The organism is Bacillus sp. EA-CB0995 (genome assembly GCF_055814245.1).
Map to the genome: position 1 here is coordinate 1,860,859 of NZ_CP169269.1, position 18,368 is coordinate 1,879,226.

Sequence of the window (18,368 nt, forward strand, 5' to 3'; positions counted from 1 at the left end):
TAGTAGAGAGAGGAACAGGATGAAGAAATATGCGTTAGTTACCGGGGGAAGTGGAGGAATCGGTTCTGCCGTTGTAAGGCGGCTAGTGAAAGATGGGTATACGGTATATGTCCATTATAACCAAAGTGAAAAGAAAGTTTTGGAGTTACAGCTTGAACTAGAAGGTATTATTCCAGTTCAAGCTAATTTATCAGAAGTGGATAGTGCTGAGCGTCTATGGTCTCAAATTCATCATCCAATTGATGCTGTAGTATATGCAGCTGGAAAAAGTATCTTTGGATTAACGACAGATATTACCGATAAACAATTAAATGAGATGGTGGAGCTGCAAGTAAAAAATGTATATAAACTTATTTCGTTTGTACTTCCTTCAATGATTCGAAATCGGAGTGGAAATATTGTCATTATCTCCTCCATATGGGGACAAATAGGTGCTTCATGTGAAGTGTTATATTCTATGGTAAAAGGAGCACAAAATTCGTACGTAAAAGCTCTGGCAAAAGAAGTTGCATTAAGTGGTGTACGAGTGAATGCTGTTTCTCCCGGCGCAATTGAAACAGAGATGCTACGTGTATTTTCAGATGAAGAAAAGCAAGATATTGCAGAAGGAATTCCACTTGGACGATTAGGAATGGCAGAGGAAGTTGCAAACACAGTTGCATTTATAGTTTCTCCTCAAGCATCTTATATAACAGGTCAAATCATTGGGGTTAATGGGGGCTGGCATTGTTAAGCGCTTAAAGTAAGGAGCATTGTATTTTGTTTTCTGTTCATACATAAAAAAGGACATAATAACAAATAGTAAACATGACTCCATTACTTTATAGTGAGGTGCTTAACAATGACAGTGTTAGAAAACTTTGAACAATGGAAAGGCTTTTTAGGAGAACGTTTAGAGCAAGCGCAAGGAAAAGGGTTAGATGGCGGTGCGATTAATGACATGGCTTATCGCATTGGTGATTATTTAGCAAATGAAGTAGAAGCGCGTAATGACCAAGAAAAATTATTGATGGAGCTGTGGAAAGTTGCAGATGAACAAGAGCAACACACAATCGCAAACTTAATGGTGAAAATGGTAAAACACTAAGTAAGAAAAAGGGAGGAGGAATCCTCTCTTTTTTGTTGATGTTGAAAATCTCTAGATTAAATCGAGTTCTATTATACATTTCGCTTTCCTATTGGGGGAAAATCATATAATATAGTACATAGGTGTAAAGTAAGCAAGGGGAGTGTCATCAAATGATTGAATGGTATTTTGAATATGAAATACATAAAAACCGACCTGGCTTGCTTGGCGACGTTTCTTCGTTGATCGGTATGCTTGGTATTAATATCGTAACAATTAATGGGGTAGATAATGCTCGGCGTGGACTATTGTTAATGTGTGATAATCAAGAACAAATTTCTAGACTTGAATCAATTCTAAATACGATGGATAATATAACCGTAACGAAATATCGTTCACCGAAGCTTCGTGATCGGTTAGCAGTTCGACATGGAAGGTATATACAGCGGGATGCGGATGATAAGAAAACATTTCGTTTCGTTCGTGATGAATTAGGCTTGCTTGTGGATTTTATGGCGGAACTCATGAAAAAAGAAGGCCATAAATTAATTGGAATTCGCGGAATGCCGCGCGTTGGAAAAACAGAGTCTATCGTTGCGGCGAGTGTTTGTGCAAATAAACGGTGGCTTTTTGTATCATCGACTCTCATTAAACAGACGGTTCGTAGTCAATTAATTGAAGATGAATATAATGATAATAATATCTTTATTTTAGATGGAATTGTTTCAACGAAGCGCGCAAATGAACGACATTGGCAGCTTGTTCGTGAAATTATGAGATTGCCATCAACAAAAGTTGTAGAGCATCCAGATATATTTGTGAGTCAGTCAGAATATACACTTGATGATTTTGATTACATTATTGAGTTGCGAAATGATTACGATGAAGAAATTCATTACAGCCTAGTAGATGAAATTGAACAAGGAAATCAGAATAATTTTTCCATGTTTGACTTTTAAAGAAATATTGAGGTGTTAGCATTGACGGAATTAGGACAAAAGCTGAAAGAGGCAAGAGAACTGAAAGGTTTTTCCATCGATCAGTTGCAAGAAGTTACGAAAATTCAAAAACGCTATTTGATTAGTATCGAAGAAGGAAATTACAGCATATTGCCTGGGGATTTTTACGCACGTGCCTTTATAAAGCAATATGCAGAAGCGGTTGGTCTAAATGGAGAGGCAGTGTTAGAAGAGTATAAACATGAGTTACCGCAGTCAGTTTCTCAAGATGTTCCGCAAATTTCAAGAGGACAAAAAACGCAGGAAACTGTACAAAGAGCAACTTCATCACCGATTGCAGATCATATGCCTAAAATTTTAATTACAGTGCTTATTATTGCGATTGGTGTTGCAATTTGGTTTGTTTTTCAATTTGTGCTAGGGAAAGATGACGGCCATGTAAAGCAAACAGAAAGTGCACAAACAGAAGTAGAGAAAGCGAAAAATTCACCTCTTGATCAAAAGAAAGAAGAAAAGAAAGAAGATAAAAAAGAAGAAGCACCTCAACAACCTCAGTCACAACCAACTGCATCTCAAGAAGATGTTAAATTTGTTGAGACAAATAAGAACGTATCTACATTGGAAATTCACAATAACAAAGAGTTCAAATTAGAAGTTATTGCAAAAGGTACAAGTTATGTAGATATTAAAGACGAAAATAATAATGTACTCTATACGGGTACTTTAACGGAAGGGCAAACACAACAACAGGATTTAGGGTCAAAAAATGTTGTGCGGTTAAACATTGGTAGTGCGCCAAATGTTGAAATTAAAATTAATGGGCAAACTGTTGCTTTCCCAGTTAATCCAGAAGAAATGTATCATCAAATTTGGGTGATTAAAAACTTAGGAGAACAACCTGCGCAATAATAGTCATCGTTCCGATGACTTTTTTCAATGCACAAACCGTTTTTGACATGATGGAGGAATAGCTGTGAATTTACCAAATAAAATTACTGTATCAAGAATTTGCTTAATTCCTATATTTTTAATTATTATGCTCGTTCCATTTGATTGGGGTGCATACACAATTGGAAATGTAGAATTACCAATTCAGCACTTAGCTGGAGCTATCGTTTTTATTATTGCTTCTGCTACAGATTGGATTGATGGGCATTTAGCAAGAAAACATAATCTTGTAACGAACCTAGGAAAATTTTTAGATCCTTTGGCGGATAAATTATTGGTATCTGCAGCATTAATTACGCTTGTAGATTTACATTTTGTATCAACTTGGATAGCAGTTGTTATTATTAGTAGAGAATTTGCCGTTACAGGCTTGCGTCTCGTATTAGCTGGCACTGGGGAAGTGGCGGCTGCAAAAATGCCTGGGAAAATTAAAATGTGGATGCAAGTTATTGCAATTTCTGCGTACTTATTACATGATGTTCCATTCAATTTAATTCATATTCCAATTGCAGAAATTTCAATATGGATTGCGCTTATTTTTACGATTATTTCAGGATGGGATTATTTCTGGAAAAATAGAGAGGTTTTTGTCAATTCGAAATAACGGCTTATGGGGGAATGGCAGATGAATGCAGAGATTATCGCGGTTGGTACAGAGTTATTGCTTGGACAAATTGCGAATACGAATGCCAAATTTTTATCAGAAAAGCTGGCAGCTATCGGAATTGATGTATACTATCACACTGTTGTAGGAGATAACAATAATCGCTTGCGTCAGGCAATTGAAATTGCTCAAAAACGCGCGGATATATTGATTTTCACAGGTGGATTAGGACCAACAAAAGACGATTTAACGAAAGAAACAATTGCTTCTTCTCTGCAGGAAGAGCTTGTATATGATGAAGTAGCGCTCGCTTCAATTGCTGACTATTATAAACGAACAGGAAGAGAGTTTACGGAAAATAATAAAAAACAAGCTCTTGTTTTAAAGGGTTCAACTGTGTTTGCCAATGATCATGGTATGGCTCCAGGGATGGGATTATGTAAAGATAACAAGGTGTATATTTTACTTCCGGGACCACCTAAAGAAATGAATCCAATGTATATAAGTTATGTAGAGAATTGGCTACTCCCTTTCACATCTGGTGAGAATCTATATTCTCGTACTCTTCGATTCTTTGGAATTGGGGAATCGCAATTAGAAGCAACGATTCAAGACTTAATAGATGCTCAAACGAATCCAACGATTGCTCCCCTTGCTTCTGAAGGAGAAGTAACGCTTCGTTTAACTGCAAAGCACCATGATGCAAAAGAGGCGGAAACGCTAATAAATGACATAGAAGAATTGATTTTACAAAGAGTAGGACAATTTTTTTACGGATATAATCAAGATCTTCTTCATAAAAAAGCAATTACCTTGTTAAAACAAAAAAGTTTGACGATTGCATGTGCTGAAAGTTTAACAGGCGGATTATTTGGTGATCGTATTACCGAAGTTGCTGGTGCGTCTTCTGTGTTTACAGGCGGCATAATTTGTTATAACAACGATGTAAAGCAACATATTTTACATGTTCCAGAAGAGATTTTACAAACGGATGGAGCCGTTAGTGAAGCCTGTGCTCGCTATCTTGCAGAAAATGTGAAAAAACTTATGCAAGCCAATATCGGAATTAGTTTTACTGGAGTAGCTGGGCCAGATGCCTCCGAAGGGAAAGAGCCAGGGACAGTATTTATTGGATTAGCAATAGATGAACAGCAAACGATTGTTATTCCGCTTGCATTAAGTGGAAGTCGCCAGCAAATTCGTGAACGAACTGTCAAATATGGATTTTATCATCTGTATAAGAAGCTAGAAGAGATATAAGTCTCTTCTAGCTTCTGCTATTTTATCCCGCTATTTGTGGACAGTAAGACCTCACCTCAAGATTCAGAGAAAGCGAAGAAGATAGGCGGGGTCTCACTGTCCGTAAAAGCACGATTGGATGTGCTTTCCATCAGTGGGGGATGAAGAAAAAACATTGATGGAAGTCTCACTTTATATAGAAAAATAAAGGTTTTCATCTACTGGAAAATAAAAAAACGAATAAACGTTCGATTTTTGTTGGCATAATGAAAAGAAACTATTATAATAAGGTTAGCATTTAAGTTAAGGAGGAATTTTTGAATGAGTGATCGTCAAGCGGCATTAGATATGGCGTTAAAACAAATAGAAAAACAATTCGGTAAAGGCTCTATTATGAAACTAGGAGAGCAAGCGGAACGAAAGATTTCTACTATATCAAGTGGTTCGTTAGCACTTGATGTTGCCCTTGGAGTTGGTGGTTATCCACGTGGCCGTGTTATTGAAATTTACGGACCTGAAAGTTCAGGTAAAACGACGGTTTCCTTACATGCAATTGCAGAAGTACAACGTAAAGGCGGACAAGCGGCATTTATTGATGCAGAACATGCAATGGATCCTGTATATGCCCAAAAATTAGGTGTTAACATTGATGAATTACTATTATCTCAGCCAGACACAGGAGAACAAGGATTAGAAATTGCAGAGGCATTAGTACGAAGCGGTGCGATTGATATTATTGTTATTGACTCTGTAGCAGCACTTGTTCCAAAAGCAGAGATTGAAGGAGAAATGGGTGACTCTCACGTCGGTTTACAAGCACGTTTAATGTCACAAGCTCTTCGTAAATTATCTGGTGCGATTAACAAGTCAAAAACAATTGCAATCTTTATTAACCAAATTCGTGAAAAAGTTGGGGTTATGTTTGGAAATCCAGAAACAACTCCAGGTGGTCGTGCGTTGAAATTCTATTCAACAGTACGTCTTGAAGTGCGTCGTGCTGAGCAGTTAAAGCAAGGTAATGACATTGTTGGTAATAAAACAAAAGTGAAAGTAGTAAAAAATAAAGTAGCACCTCCTTTCCGCGTAGCAGAAGTTGATATTATGTACGGAGAAGGGATTTCAAGAGAAGGCGAAATTTTAGATATGGCTTCTGAACTTGATATCGTTCAAAAGAGCGGAGCTTGGTATTCTTATAATGAAGAACGCTTAGGACAAGGCCGTGAAAATGCGAAGCAATTCCTAAAAGAAAATCCAGAAGTTACAGATGAAATTGCATTCTTTATTCGTGAGCATCATGGCATTGGTGAAGAAGCGGCATCTGGAAGTGGAGAAGATATGAATCTTCTTGATGAAAAATAAAAGACACGGTTTCGTGTCTTTTATTTTTTCATAGGTAAAGAAAGTAAAAGTAGACAACGCTTGACAATGAAAATAGCGGTAGATACAATGATAATGTATATTTTTTCTTATATTATATACGATACACTCTTCTCAAGAAGAGAAGTGACATTCGGATAGGACTGATACTTTCCGAAATAAGCATATGTCTATTTTAATTGTGAAATGAAGAAAGTCCCTTGAAAAGGCGGGACGACAGTCATTGCTGTACGTTGCAAGCGCAAACAATGTACATCCATGCAGTCTTTTTTCATTCATAGCAAGAGGAGGTGAAATTATGAGTAATGTAGTTTGGATACTCATCTCCATTTTGCTGGCCATCATCAGTGCAGTTGTTGGATTTTTTGTTCGAAAGTCCATTGCAGAAGCGAAGATTAACGGTGCGGCCAATGAAGCGAAGCGTATTGTAGAAGATGCAAATCGTCAAGCAGAAGCACTGAAAAAGAAGCGCTGTTAGAAGCAAAGGATGAAATTCATACACTTCGTACAGAAGCGGAATTAGAAATTCGTGACCGAAGAAACGAGTTACAAAAACAAGAAAATCGTTTAATGCAAAAAGAAGAGAACCTTGATCGAAAAGACGAATCGCTTGAGAAAAGTCAACAATTGTTAGAGAAGAAAGAGGAATCTCTTGTAGTAAGACAACAGCAGATTGAAGATTTGGAAAGCAAAGTGGGAGAGTTAGTACAAAAACAGCAAGATGAATTAGAGCGTATTTCTAGCCTAACACGTGATCAAGCAAGAGCCATTATCCTAGAAAAAGTTGAAAATGAAGTTTCGCATGAAATCGCTGTTATGGTAAAAGAAACTGAAGTACGTGCAAAAGAAGAAGCAGACAAGAAAGCGAAAGAGATTTTATCTTTAGCTATGCAAAGATGTGCTGCTGATCACGTTGCTGAAACTACGGTTTCAGTTGTAAATCTTCCAAATGACGAGATGAAGGGACGTATTATCGGACGTGAAGGTCGTAATATTCGTACGCTAGAAACGTTAACAGGTATTGATTTAATCATCGATGATACACCAGAAGCGGTAATCTTATCAGGCTTTGACCCAATTCGTCGTGAAACTGCTCGTATTGCTCTTGATAAACTTGTACAAGACGGACGTATTCACCCAGCACGTATTGAAGAAATGGTTGAAAAATCAAGACGTGAAGTGGATGAGTATATTCGTGAAGTTGGAGAACAAACGACTTTTGAAGTAGGAGTACACGGGTTACATCCAGATTTAATTAAGATTTTAGGTCGTTTGAAATTTAGAACAAGCTACGGTCAAAATGTCTTAAAGCACTCTATGGAAGTTGCTTATTTAGCTGGACTAATGGCAGCTGAACTTGGTGAAGACGAAAAGCTTGCTCGTCGTGCTGGCTTATTACATGACATCGGAAAAGCAATCGACCATGAGGTTGAGGGCAGCCACGTTGAAATTGGTGTTGAGCTGGCGACAAAATATAAAGAGCATCCTGTTGTTATCAATAGTATTGCATCTCACCATGGCGATACTGAACCGACTTCTATCATCGCAGTTCTTGTGGCAGCGGCAGATGCACTGTCAGCAGCAAGGCCTGGAGCGCGAAGTGAGACGCTTGAAAATTATATTCGTCGTCTTGAAAAGCTTGAAGAGATTTCTGAGTCTTATGAAGGTGTTGAGAAATCCTATGCAATTCAAGCTGGACGTGAAGTTCGTATCTTAGTGAAACCAGATACAATTGATGATTTAGAGGCTCATCGTTTAGCGCGTGATATTCGAAAACGTATTGAAAATGAACTTGATTATCCAGGTCATATTAAAGTTACTGTTATTCGTGAAACACGTGCAGTTGAATACGCAAAATAAAGTGGTGGTGTTACACCACTTTATTTTTTTGTGCCGGGAATGGACACAATATAGAAAAGCATGTAGAATCGGAAACGATTCATGAAATAGAATAATGTAAGTAAATTCGTATTTTTCATAAGTAGAGATTGCTACTTATAAAACTAAACTACGAGGAAAGCATAGATGGAAAGGGTAAACACAATGAGAATTTTATTTGTTGGGGATGTAGTAGGCTCGCCAGGAAGAAGTATGATTCAAGATTACGTGCCTGCATTAAAGAAAAAATATACACCTACAGTTACGATTATTAATGGAGAAAATGCTGCAGGTGGACGTGGAATTACAGAGAAAATTTATCGTAACTTCTTAGAGTGCGGTGCACAGGCAGTTACACTTGGAAACCATGCATGGGATAACCGCGAAATTTTTGAGTTTATTGATGATGCAAAGTACCTTGCAAGACCAGCAAATTTCCCGGAAGGAACACCAGGAAAAGGGCTTATTTTTGTAAATTGTAATGGTATAGAAGTTGCAGTGATTAATTTACAAGGTCGCACATTCCTTCCACCAATTGATTGTCCATTCCGTAAAGTGGATGAATTGATTAAGATTGCGAAAAAGCGTACGAATATTATTTTTATTGATTTTCATGCTGAAACAACGAGTGAAAAGCAAGCGCTTGGCTGGTATGTAGATGGACGCGCTACAGCGGTTGTTGGAACGCATACGCATGTTCCAACTGCGGATAATCGTATTTTACCAAAGGGAACAGCTTATATTACGGATGTTGGTATGACAGGTCCATATGATGGGATTTTAGGGATGGATCGCGAAGCGGTATTGAAAAAGTTTTTAACAAATCTTCCAGTACGATTTGAAGTAACGAATGGAAGAACACAGTTAAGCGCTGTGTTAATTGATGTGGATCCAAATACAGGAAAAGCTAAAAAAATTAATCGTATTTTAATTAATGATGACCAGCCATTTTTTGAATAAAAAACAAAAAAGTTAGAAAAGAAAATATATTTTAATTTTTAGAAAAATTACAGAATTTTAGCAGGAATATGAATCATTGCTCGTGAATATAAGTTAAAAGTGAATTCAATCGCTAATACTTTTTTTAAGAAACGAGGAGGAAACGAGCAATGGAAATATTAAAAGTTAAAGCAACTTCGGTACCTAACTCTGTAGCTGGTGCACTTGCTGGAGTTATTCGTGAGCGTGGTTCAGCAGAAATGCAAGCAATCGGTGCTGGTGCATTGAATCAAGCCGTGAAGGCAGTAGCAATTGCGAGAGGATTTGTAGCGCCGAGTGGTGTGGACTTGATTTGTATCCCAGCTTTCACAGATATTATGATTGATGGTGAAGAACGCACAGCGATTAAATTAATTGTAGAACCTCGTTAAATTGGATGACCTGTTTGCATTTGCAAACAGGTCATTTTTATCCCACATTAACGGGCGGTAAGACGCCCACCTCAAGATTCAGAGAAAATCGAAGAAGATAGATGGGGGATAACTGCTGGCATGCGCCCGATTGGTTTAACTAATAATCAGTGGGGCTGAAAAAATCCTCACTGATTAAAGTTTCACTTTATCATTTTCTGTAAGAAGAGCTTCGCTTCAAATTGAATAGTAAATGAGGCTGGTTCTAGAAGAAGGGATGAAGAACATTGAAAATTTTTGATGCGCATTGTGATGTATTATGGCAGTTATGGATGGGAAAAGGAAAAAAATCTTTTCAAAATGATTCATCTTTACATATTACGTACGATCAGTTAAAACAAAATGGCGGCAGTGTTCAATGTTTTGCGATTTATGTGCCGGAAGAAGTGCCATATGGAAAACGATTTGCAGTTGCATTAGAGATGATAAATATATTTCACGAACAAATCTTGGCACTGCCGAATATAAAATGGATCAGGACAAAAGAAGATATTCAGCAATTAGGAAAAGATGAAATTGGAGCGCTTTTAACTTTAGAAGGATGCGATGCAATTGGAAATGAATTAGAGAAGCTGAAAACGTTGTATTATCTTGGGGTTCGTTCTGTTGGACTTACTTGGAACTATGCGAATTTAGTTGCTGACGGAGCATTAGAGTCTCGAGGCGGTGGTCTAACACTGTTTGGAAAAAAGCAGTGGACGAGTTAAACCGTTACAAAGTATGGACAGATGTTTCACATCTGTCAGAGAAAGGATTTTGGGATGTGATAGAACTTGCAAATCATCTCATTGCTTCTCATTCGAATAGCTACGAGTTATGTCAGCATCCAAGAAACTTAACGAATGAACAAATAAAAGCATTAATCCAAAAAGATGGAATGATTGGGATAACATTTGTACCGATGTTTTTAGCTGCAAATAAGTCTGTTTGTATGGATGATATATTGCGCCATGTTGAGCATGTATGTATGCTTGGTGGAGAAAAGAATGTTGGATTTGGATCAGATTTTGATGGAATAACAGAAACAGTGGTACATGTAGAACGGTATGAACATTATGAATATGTTATAAATGAACTATTAAAACGATATAAAGAAGAACAAGTAAACAATTTCACATATCGTAATTTTATACACCACATTTCATTCTAAGTCATCCTTATACAAGAGGTTATAGAGGAAAATTAAATATTAGAAAATTTGAAAAATATTCGATAAAATTGTATCAAATTCTTGCATTTTTACAGTGGTAGAGCTAGAATTGTAAACGAATTAAGATTATGCAAAACATTTACTGAAATCAGAAGAGGTATAATTTGTGTCCATTGTAGTTTCTTGGCTCAAAAAGTGCTAAACTAGTACTGTAAAAAAATACACTACAATGTATGAAGCTAAAGGGGTGTAGGAGATGATTAGTCAACTTTCATGGAAAGTTGGAGGACAACAAGGTGAAGGAATTGAAAGTACAGGAGAAATCTTTTGTATTGCATTAAACCGATTAGGTTATTATCTATATGGTTATCGCCACTTTTCATCACGAATTAAAGGTGGTCATACAAACAATAAAATTCGCGTAAGTACAACAGAAGTACGCGCAATATCAGATGATTTAGATATCTTAATTGCGTTTGATCAAGAAACAATTGACTTTAACTTCCACGAACTACGTCCAGGTGGGATTGTTGTTGCAGATGCAAAATTCAATCCAAGCATTCCAGAGGGAGCAGATGCAACTTTATATGCGATTCCGTTTACGGATATTGCTTCTGAACTTGGTACATCTTTAATGAAAAACATGGTTGCGGTAGGAGCGTCTAGTGCTGTATTAGGATTAGACGAAAATGTATATTTAGAAGTTGTTGATGAGATTTTTGGTCGTAAAGGAGAGCAAGTTGTTGAGAAAAACATGGAAGCAATTAAACGCGGCTCTCAATATATGAAAGAATTGCTAGGCGAAAAAGTAAATATGATGCAACTTGAAAAAGCAGATGGAAAACAACGCATGTTTATGATTGGAAACGATGCAATCGCATTTGGCGCAGTAGCTGGTGGTGCTCGTTTTATGTCTGCTTATCCAATTACGCCTGCTTCTGAGATTATGGAATACTTAATTAAGAAGCTTCCAAAAGTAGGAGGAACTGTTATTCAAACTGAAGATGAAATCGCTGCTTGTACGATGGCAATCGGTGCAAACTATGCTGGTGTACGTACATTAACAGCGTCAGCAGGTCCTGGTTTATCTCTAATGATGGAAGCAATTGGTTTAGCTGGGATTACAGAAACACCTCTTGTTATCATTGATACACAACGTGGTGGGCCAAGTACTGGTTTGCCAACAAAACAAGAACAATCTGATTTAATGGCAATGATTTACGGTACGCATGGCGAGATTCCGAAAATCGTCATGGCACCAAGTACTGCTGAAGAAGCGTTCTATGATATTGTAGAAGCATTTAACTTAGCGGAAGAATATCAAGTTCCTGTAATCTTTTTAACAGATTTACAACTTTCTTTAGGCAAACAAACAGTAGAACCACTTCAATTAGAACAGGTTGAAATTCGCCGTGGTAAACTTGATTTACATGCGGAGTTACCAGAGCGTGAAAATAAAGCATACTTCAAACGTTATGAAGTAACAGAAGATGGCATTTCACCACGTGTTGTACCTGGTATGAAAAATGGTATTCACCATGTAACAGGCGTAGAGCACGATGAAACAGGTAAACCATCAGAGTCAGCACTTAATCGCAATGCACAAATGGATAAACGTTTCCGAAAAGTGGAAAATATTAAATTCAATACCCCTGTATATAAAAATGCTAAATATGATGACGCTGATGTATTATTAGTAGGCTTTAACTCAACTCGTGGTGCAATTGAAGAAGCGATGGAACGTTTAGAGCAAGAAGGGTTAAAAGTAAACCATGCTCATGTTCGCCTAATTCATCCGTTCCCAACAGCTGAAATGCTGCCACTTGTGAAGAGTGCAAAACGTGTTGTCGTTGTAGAAAACAATGCAACTGGACAGCTTGCTAATATTATGAAGATGAATCTTGGCCACGGTGAGAAAATTTCTAACCTATTGAAATATGACGGAAATCCATTCTTACCGAAAGAAATTTACAACGAATGCAAAAAAGGGGTTGTTTTAAATGGCAACATTTAAGGACTTTCGTAATAGTGTAAAGCCAAACTGGTGTCCAGGTTGTGGGGACTTCTCAGTGCAAGCGGCAATTCAACGTGCGGCTGCAAATGTAGGCTTGAATCCTGATGAATTAGCGGTTATTTCTGGTATCGGATGTTCCGGTCGTATCTCTGGTTATATTAACTCTTACGGTGTTCATAGTATTCATGGACGTGCCCTTCCAATTGCACAAGGTGTAAAAATGGCAAATCGTGATTTAACAGTTATTGCCTCTGGTGGTGACGGTGACGGTTTTGCAATCGGTATGGGACATACAATTCATTCTATTCGTCGTAATATTGATATTACGTACATTGTTATGGATAACCAAATTTACGGTTTAACAAAAGGCCAAACTTCTCCTCGTAGTGAAGCGGGCTTTAAAACAAAAAGTACGCCGCAAGGGTCGATTGAGCCAGCACTATCTGTAATGGAAATGGCATTAACTGCTGGAGCAACGTTCGTAGCACAAAGTTTCTCTAGTGACTTAAAAGAATTAACACAGCTAATTGAAGCTGGTATTCAACATAAAGGGTTCTCACTTATTAACGTATATAGCCCATGTGTAACTTACAACAAGGTAAATACGTATGATTGGTTTAAAGAGAATTTAACAAAGCTTAGCGAAGTAGAAGGATATGATCCATCTAATCGTATGGTTGCTATGCAAACATTAATGGAAAACAAAGGTTTAGTAACAGGTTTAATTTATCAAAATACAGAGCAACCTTCTTACCAAGAGCTTGTAAAAGGATATAGTGAAAAACCATTAGTTCATGCTGATTTGCAAATGGACCAAAAAATGTTTGATGAACTTGTAGCAGAATTTATGTAATATATGAAGGCTATCGGAATTTCGATAGCCTTTTCTAATGCAAAGTTATGATAAAGTATCTTTGTGATGGGGTATACTTCCTTTACTAAGAAAATTCAGAATGATAAAATAATAAATAAGAGTTACATTATATACGAGCTCTTCACCTCCCTTTAGTATCAGGTAAAATCGTTCATGAATGCAAGGCCTCTCTATTGTTTAATTTGACTGAACGCTTTATACTATAATAATGTGTATAGGAATGAAGCGATAGGCTTTTTATAAAGACAAAATAAACAACAACTAAAAGTCAAAACTGTGTATATGTAAGGTTGAAAGGAGATTATTCATGAACGAAGAGCAACGATTAGCAGGTCAACAAGCAACTTCAACTACTAAAAAAGCAGAAAAAGATTACAGTAAATATTTTGAAAGTGTATATCAGCCACCTTCTTTAAAGGATGCGAAAACACGCGGAAAAGAAGAAATTAAAATTGAGCGTGATTTTGGCTTACCTGAAGAGTTTCGCAATTTTGGTACAGGAAGAAAGTTCTATATCCGTACTTATGGATGTCAAATGAATGAGCATGATACGGAAGTAATGGCCGGTATCTTTACAACTCTTGGATATGAACCAACATTCTCTACAGAAGATGCAGATGTGATTTTATTAAATACATGTGCAATTCGTGAAAACGCTGAAAATAAAGTATTCGGGGAACTTGGTCATTTAAAATCTTTAAAACAAAGAAATCCTGATCTTTTAGTCGGTGTTTGCGGTTGTATGTCACAAGAAGAATCTGTCGTAAACAAAATTATGCAAAAACATCAGCATGTAGATATGGTATTCGGTACACATAACATTCACCGTTTACCATACATTTTAAAAGATGCTATGTTCTCGAAAGCGACAGTTGTTGAAGTATGGTCAAAAGAAGGAGATGTCATTGAGAATCTTCCGAAAGTACGCCGTGGGGATATTAAAGCGTGGGTAAACATTATGTACGGATGTGACAAATTCTGCACATATTGTATTGTACCGTATACTCGCGGTAAAGAGCGTAGCCGTCGTCCAGAGGACATTATTAAAGAAGTGCGTCATTTAGCAGCAAATGGTTATAAAGAAATTACACTACTTGGTCAAAACGTAAATGCATACGGAAAAGACTTTGAAGATATGGAATATGGTTTAGGAGATCTTATGGATGAACTTCGTAAGATTGACGTAGCACGTATTCGTTTTACAACAAGCCATCCGCGCGACTTTGATGATCGTTTAATTGAAGTACTTGGAAAAGGCGGCAATTTAGTTGAACACATTCACTTACCAGTACAATCTGGAAGTACGGATATGTTGAAAATTATGGCACGTAAATACTCACGTGAGCATTATTTAGAACTTGTACGTAAAATTAAAGAAGCGATTCCAAATGTAGTACTAACGACTGATATTATCGTCGGTTTCCCAAATGAAACAGATGAACAATTTGAAGAAACGATGTCGTTATATCACGAAGTAGGTTTCGATAGTGCATATACATTTATTTATTCACCACGTGAAGGCACACCAGCTGCTAAAATGCAGGATAATGTACCGATGGAAGTGAAAAAAGAACGCTTGCAACGTTTAAATGCGTTAGTAAATGAATTTTCTGCGAAGAAGAATAAAGGGTATGAAGGACAAATTGTTGAAGTGCTTGTTGATGGAGAGAGTAAAAATAATCCTGATGTACTTGCAGGTTATACACGTGCCAATAAACTTGTAAACTTCGTAGCTCCAAAATCTGTAATCGGTCAGCTTGTAAAAGTGAAAATAACAGAAGCAAAAACTTGGTCTCTAAACGGGGAATTGGTTGAGGAGCCGATCGAGGTGAAATAATAGATGAAAATCTTTACAAAAGATGAAATTGTAGAGCAAGCGAAGGAATTAGCAAAAATGATTTCTGAAACAGAAGAAGTTGATTTCTTTAAACGTGCAGAAGCGCAGATTCATAAAAATGAGAATGTAAAACGCACGATTGATGAAATTAAAGCTTTGCAAAAACAAGCAGTGAATCTACAACATTATGGGAAATGGGAAGCGCTAAAAAAAGTAGAATCAGAAATTGATGCGTTGCAAGATAAACTGGATGAAATTCCAGTTGTACAGCAGTTTAAATCTTCTCAAACATATGTAAATGATTTATTGCAGCTTGTCGCAAGTACAATTTCAAACAAGGTCACAGATGAAATTTTAATTTCAACTGGCGGCGATGTATTAAAAGGAGAAACAGGTGCTGAAGTAGCAAATAAAAAAGGCACATGTGGCTGTTAAAAGAGATGTCGAATTCGACATCTCTTTTTGTTTCATTTTAACGCTTTACCCGAAAGAATTCTCCTTCCTCAAGCGTGTGCAGGGCGATGGCTCAACGGTAGGTGGGAGATGAATTTCGGTTTGGCATTAGCCAAAAAGTACTTGCTATTATTTTTATTTTCACTCTGATATAATCAGCCTTATAAAGCATAAAGGTTGGTATATCAATGAAGTTAGATAGTAATAACCATTCAGTATTCTCACTTTATTATCATCTTATATTAGTTGTGAAATATAGAAGAAATGTATTTGATGATGATATGTCTAACTATGCAAAAGATATGTTTATAAGGCTTTCAGAAAGCTATAACATAACTTTAGTTGAGTGGAATCATGACAATGACCATGTTCATATTTTATTCAAAGCACATCCAAATACAGAAATAACAAAGTTCATCAATGCGTATAAAAGTGCCAGTTCTCGACTAATCAAGAGAGACTTTCCACAAGTGAAAAAGAAACTTTGGAAAGAGATGTTTTGGTCAAGAAGTTTTTGCTTACTCACTACTGGTGGTTCACCAATAGAAGTAGTAAAAAAGTATATCGAAAATCAAGGTGAAAAGTGAGGTGAAATGATATGACAATACATAATAAAGCGTACAAATTTCGTTTGTATCCAACAGAACAACAAGCACATCTTATAAATAAAACTTTTGGGTGTGTGCGATTTGTATACAATAAGATGTTAGCTGAACGAAAAGAAGTGTATGAGAAGCACAAAGGGAATAAAGAAGAACTAAAGAAACAAAAATTTCCTACTCCTGCAAAGTACAAGGCAGAGTTTGAATGGTTGAAAGAAGTGGATTCATTAGCATTAGCGAATGCTCAATTAAACTTGCAAACTGCTTATAAAAATTTCTTTAGTGGTCAAAATGACTTCCCAACGTTCAAAAGCAAAAAGGATAGAAAATCTTATACAACGAATATGGTCAACGGAAATATTATGTTGCTGAATGGTCATATCAAATTACCGAAATTGAAGCTTGTAAAGATCAAACAACATAGAGGAATACCCCAAGACCATGTGATTAAATCATGCACGATTTCCATGACACCCACTGGGAAATACTATGTATCTATCTTGACTGAGTATGAAAAAGAAATCGTGCAGAAAAAAGTGGAAACTGTTGTTGGATTAGACTTTGCTATGTCTGAATTATATGTTAGTAGTGAGAATGAGAAAGCCAATTATCCTCGCTTCTACCGTCAAGTATTAGAAAGATTAGCAGAGGCCCAACGAGTATTATCAAGACGTACAAAAGGCTCAGAGCGTTGGAATAGGCAACGTATTCGTGTAGCTAAATTGCATGAAAAAGTAGCAAATCAACGTAAGAACTTCCTTCATCATAAGTCGAAAGAATTAGTTAACAACTTTGATGTTGTAGCAATCGAAGACTTGAACATGAAACGAATGTCACGAGCACTTAGCTTTGGAAAAAGTGTTACTGATAATGGGTGGGGGATGTTCACGGCTTTTTTAGCCTATAAGTTACAAGAACAAGGCAAACAACTTGTGAAAATTGATAAATGGTTTCCTTCTACAAAGACATGTAGTAGTTGTGGAAGCGTAAAGGATTTAGCACTATCTGAACGAGTGTATGTTTGTGATTGTGGTACATCAATAGATAGAGATTATAATTCTGCAATCAACATCAAAAATGAAGCGATACGCTTGTTAGCATTATCATAAATCGTATCAAAAAACCTATGGAACATGGGAGATAGCTCGCGGTCTTACGACTAATTCGTTAGCTAATAAAAGTAACGACTAACCGAGAAGCCCCCACTTCAAACAGCTCGTAAGAGCATTAAGTGGCGGGTAGTTCACTAGGCAATAATGTATTATCTCCTTCTAGAAAGTAGAAGTTTCACGTTACATAATGAGCAGGACAGAGCATTTGCAAAAAAGAATAACACATTCCGCATTTGTCCCGCATATAATGAATTGAACATTCATTGAGGAGGGGTTCGTATGTCTGAATTTAGAGAAATTATTACGAAAGCAGTTGTGGGAAAAGGGCGTAAGTATATGAAAACAACCCACACTGTTACACCGAATCATCCGCCGACAAGTATTTTGGGGTGTTGGGTTATTAACCATGCATATGAAGCAAATAAAAATGGAAAGCATGTAGAAATCGAAGGATTCTACGATATTAACACATGGTATTCGTATGAAGAAAATACGAAAACAGAAGTCGTGACAGAGCGTGTGCATTACACAGATGATGTGAACATTGGTTATCGTGATAAGAACTTTTCTGGGGAAGATTTAGAAATTGTTGCACGTGTCGTACAACATCCAAATTGTTTAGAAGCTGTTATTTCACCAAATGGAAACAAAATGGCTGTCACTGTGGAACGGGAATTTGTAATAGAAGTCGTGGGTGAAACAAAAATTTGTGTGAGTGTGAATCCGGAGGGCTGTCAAGAAGATGATCAGCAATTTGAAGTTGAAGTTGAAGTAGATGATGATGAGTTTGAAGAACTTGATCCGAACTTTATCATAGAGGAAGAAGAATAAGTTGAAGCTAGGGAG

General features: G+C 36.9%; 16 protein-coding genes and 2 pseudogenes. All 18 read left to right on the top strand.

Features of this window, described 5'->3' with window-relative positions; translation table 11 throughout:
- The first annotated feature begins 19 nt into the window (after positions 1 to 19).
- The 18 genes and pseudogenes from ymfI (at position 20) to cotE (ending at position 18,353) form a co-directional block, all read left to right on the top strand.
- Positions 20 to 733, top strand: coding sequence for an elongation factor P 5-aminopentanone reductase (gene ymfI, locus ACEWFJ_RS09755; protein ID WP_440602748.1), 714 nt, complete (start codon positions 20 to 22; stop codon positions 731 to 733).
- Between the two features lie 108 nt (positions 734 to 841).
- A complete protein-coding gene (locus tag ACEWFJ_RS09760; protein WP_429707465.1) occupies positions 842 to 1,087 on the top strand; it encodes a DUF3243 domain-containing protein in 246 nt (81 codons plus the stop codon).
- Between the two features lie 152 nt (positions 1,088 to 1,239).
- Entirely contained in the window at positions 1,240 to 2,025 is a 786-nt protein-coding gene (locus ACEWFJ_RS09765) for a DUF3388 domain-containing protein (protein ID WP_473691850.1), read from the top strand.
- Positions 2,026 to 2,046: 21 nt separating this feature from the next.
- On the top strand, positions 2,047 to 2,934 hold the full coding sequence (locus tag ACEWFJ_RS09770; protein WP_440602750.1) for a helix-turn-helix domain-containing protein: 888 nt from the start codon (positions 2,047 to 2,049) through the stop codon (positions 2,932 to 2,934).
- Between the two features lie 64 nt (positions 2,935 to 2,998).
- Positions 2,999 to 3,577 carry a CDP-diacylglycerol--glycerol-3-phosphate 3-phosphatidyltransferase gene (pgsA, locus tag ACEWFJ_RS09775; RefSeq protein WP_429714076.1) on the top strand — a complete coding sequence of 193 codons (579 nt, stop codon included), beginning with the start codon at positions 2,999 to 3,001 and terminating at the stop codon, positions 3,575 to 3,577.
- Positions 3,578 to 3,598: 21 nt separating this feature from the next.
- Positions 3,599 to 4,837, top strand: a complete 1,239-nt coding sequence (locus ACEWFJ_RS09780) for a competence/damage-inducible protein A (RefSeq protein WP_473691852.1) — start codon at positions 3,599 to 3,601, stop codon at positions 4,835 to 4,837.
- Positions 4,838 to 5,137: 300 nt separating this feature from the next.
- Positions 5,138 to 6,175, top strand: a complete 1,038-nt coding sequence (gene recA / locus ACEWFJ_RS09785) for a recombinase RecA (RefSeq protein WP_429707472.1) — start codon at positions 5,138 to 5,140, stop codon at positions 6,173 to 6,175.
- Positions 6,176 to 6,491: 316 nt separating this feature from the next.
- Positions 6,492 to 8,053: pseudogene (rny, locus tag ACEWFJ_RS09790) on the top strand (ribonuclease Y).
- Positions 8,054 to 8,236: 183 nt separating this feature from the next.
- On the top strand, positions 8,237 to 9,031 hold the full coding sequence (locus tag ACEWFJ_RS09795) for a TIGR00282 family metallophosphoesterase (RefSeq protein ID WP_429716043.1): 795 nt from the start codon (positions 8,237 to 8,239) through the stop codon (positions 9,029 to 9,031).
- Positions 9,032 to 9,180: 149 nt separating this feature from the next.
- Positions 9,181 to 9,441: a stage V sporulation protein SpoVS gene (gene spoVS / locus ACEWFJ_RS09800; RefSeq protein ID WP_020059065.1), complete on the top strand. Its 261-nt coding sequence runs from the start codon at positions 9,181 to 9,183 to the stop codon at positions 9,439 to 9,441.
- Positions 9,442 to 9,707: 266 nt separating this feature from the next.
- Positions 9,708 to 10,630 (top strand): annotated as a pseudogene (locus ACEWFJ_RS09805) (dipeptidase).
- A 256-nt stretch (positions 10,631 to 10,886) separates the two neighbouring features.
- Complete coding sequence (locus ACEWFJ_RS09810; RefSeq protein WP_473691854.1) at positions 10,887 to 12,644, top strand: 2-oxoacid:acceptor oxidoreductase subunit alpha; 1,758 nt, start codon at positions 10,887 to 10,889, stop codon at positions 12,642 to 12,644.
- Positions 12,631 to 13,497 (top strand): 2-oxoacid:ferredoxin oxidoreductase subunit beta, encoded by an 867-nt coding sequence (locus tag ACEWFJ_RS09815; RefSeq protein ID WP_473691856.1) that lies wholly within the window; start codon positions 12,631 to 12,633, stop codon positions 13,495 to 13,497. Before ACEWFJ_RS09810 ends, ACEWFJ_RS09815 begins: the two co-directional genes overlap by 14 nt.
- A 328-nt stretch (positions 13,498 to 13,825) precedes the next feature.
- Positions 13,826 to 15,355, top strand: coding sequence for a tRNA (N6-isopentenyl adenosine(37)-C2)-methylthiotransferase MiaB (gene miaB, locus ACEWFJ_RS09820; protein WP_473691858.1), 1,530 nt, complete (start codon positions 13,826 to 13,828; stop codon positions 15,353 to 15,355).
- A gap of 3 nt (positions 15,356 to 15,358) precedes the next feature.
- Positions 15,359 to 15,790 (top strand): YlbF/YmcA family competence regulator, encoded by a 432-nt coding sequence (locus ACEWFJ_RS09825; protein WP_098309735.1) that lies wholly within the window; start codon positions 15,359 to 15,361, stop codon positions 15,788 to 15,790.
- A gap of 206 nt (positions 15,791 to 15,996) precedes the next feature.
- A complete protein-coding gene (tnpA, locus tag ACEWFJ_RS09830; RefSeq protein ID WP_230576261.1) occupies positions 15,997 to 16,395 on the top strand; it encodes an IS200/IS605 family transposase in 399 nt (132 codons plus the stop codon).
- 11 nt (positions 16,396 to 16,406) lie between these two features.
- The gene (locus ACEWFJ_RS09835; protein ID WP_473691860.1) at positions 16,407 to 17,519 is read left to right on the top strand and encodes an RNA-guided endonuclease TnpB family protein; all 1,113 of its coding nucleotides are present in this window, start codon (positions 16,407 to 16,409) and stop codon (positions 17,517 to 17,519) included.
- Positions 17,520 to 17,801: 282 nt separating this feature from the next.
- Positions 17,802 to 18,353 carry an outer spore coat protein CotE gene (cotE, locus tag ACEWFJ_RS09840; RefSeq protein ID WP_473691862.1) on the top strand — a complete coding sequence of 184 codons (552 nt, stop codon included), beginning with the start codon at positions 17,802 to 17,804 and terminating at the stop codon, positions 18,351 to 18,353.
- Positions 18,354 to 18,368 lie beyond the last annotated feature (15 nt).

Bases quoted from the DNA above. Each gene is read 5' to 3' on its own strand.
- ymfI (WP_440602748.1), top strand. From the start codon at position 20: ATGAAGAAATATGCGTTAGTTACCGGGGGAAGTGGAGGAATCGGTTCT.
- ACEWFJ_RS09760 (WP_429707465.1), top strand. From the start codon at position 842: ATGACAGTGTTAGAAAACTTTGAACAATGGAAAGGCTTTTTAGGAGAA.
- ACEWFJ_RS09765 (WP_473691850.1), top strand. From the start codon at position 1,240: ATGATTGAATGGTATTTTGAATATGAAATACATAAAAACCGACCTGGC.
- ACEWFJ_RS09780 (WP_473691852.1), top strand. From the start codon at position 3,599: ATGAATGCAGAGATTATCGCGGTTGGTACAGAGTTATTGCTTGGACAA.
- recA (WP_429707472.1), top strand. From the start codon at position 5,138: ATGAGTGATCGTCAAGCGGCATTAGATATGGCGTTAAAACAAATAGAA.
- ACEWFJ_RS09795 (WP_429716043.1), top strand. From the start codon at position 8,237: ATGAGAATTTTATTTGTTGGGGATGTAGTAGGCTCGCCAGGAAGAAGT.
- spoVS (WP_020059065.1), top strand. From the start codon at position 9,181: ATGGAAATATTAAAAGTTAAAGCAACTTCGGTACCTAACTCTGTAGCT.
- ACEWFJ_RS09810 (WP_473691854.1), top strand. From the start codon at position 10,887: ATGATTAGTCAACTTTCATGGAAAGTTGGAGGACAACAAGGTGAAGGA.
- ACEWFJ_RS09815 (WP_473691856.1), top strand. From the start codon at position 12,631: ATGGCAACATTTAAGGACTTTCGTAATAGTGTAAAGCCAAACTGGTGT.
- miaB (WP_473691858.1), top strand. From the start codon at position 13,826: ATGAACGAAGAGCAACGATTAGCAGGTCAACAAGCAACTTCAACTACT.
- ACEWFJ_RS09825 (WP_098309735.1), top strand. From the start codon at position 15,359: ATGAAAATCTTTACAAAAGATGAAATTGTAGAGCAAGCGAAGGAATTA.
- tnpA (WP_230576261.1), top strand. From the start codon at position 15,997: ATGAAGTTAGATAGTAATAACCATTCAGTATTCTCACTTTATTATCAT.
- ACEWFJ_RS09835 (WP_473691860.1), top strand. From the start codon at position 16,407: ATGACAATACATAATAAAGCGTACAAATTTCGTTTGTATCCAACAGAA.
- cotE (WP_473691862.1), top strand. From the start codon at position 17,802: ATGTCTGAATTTAGAGAAATTATTACGAAAGCAGTTGTGGGAAAAGGG.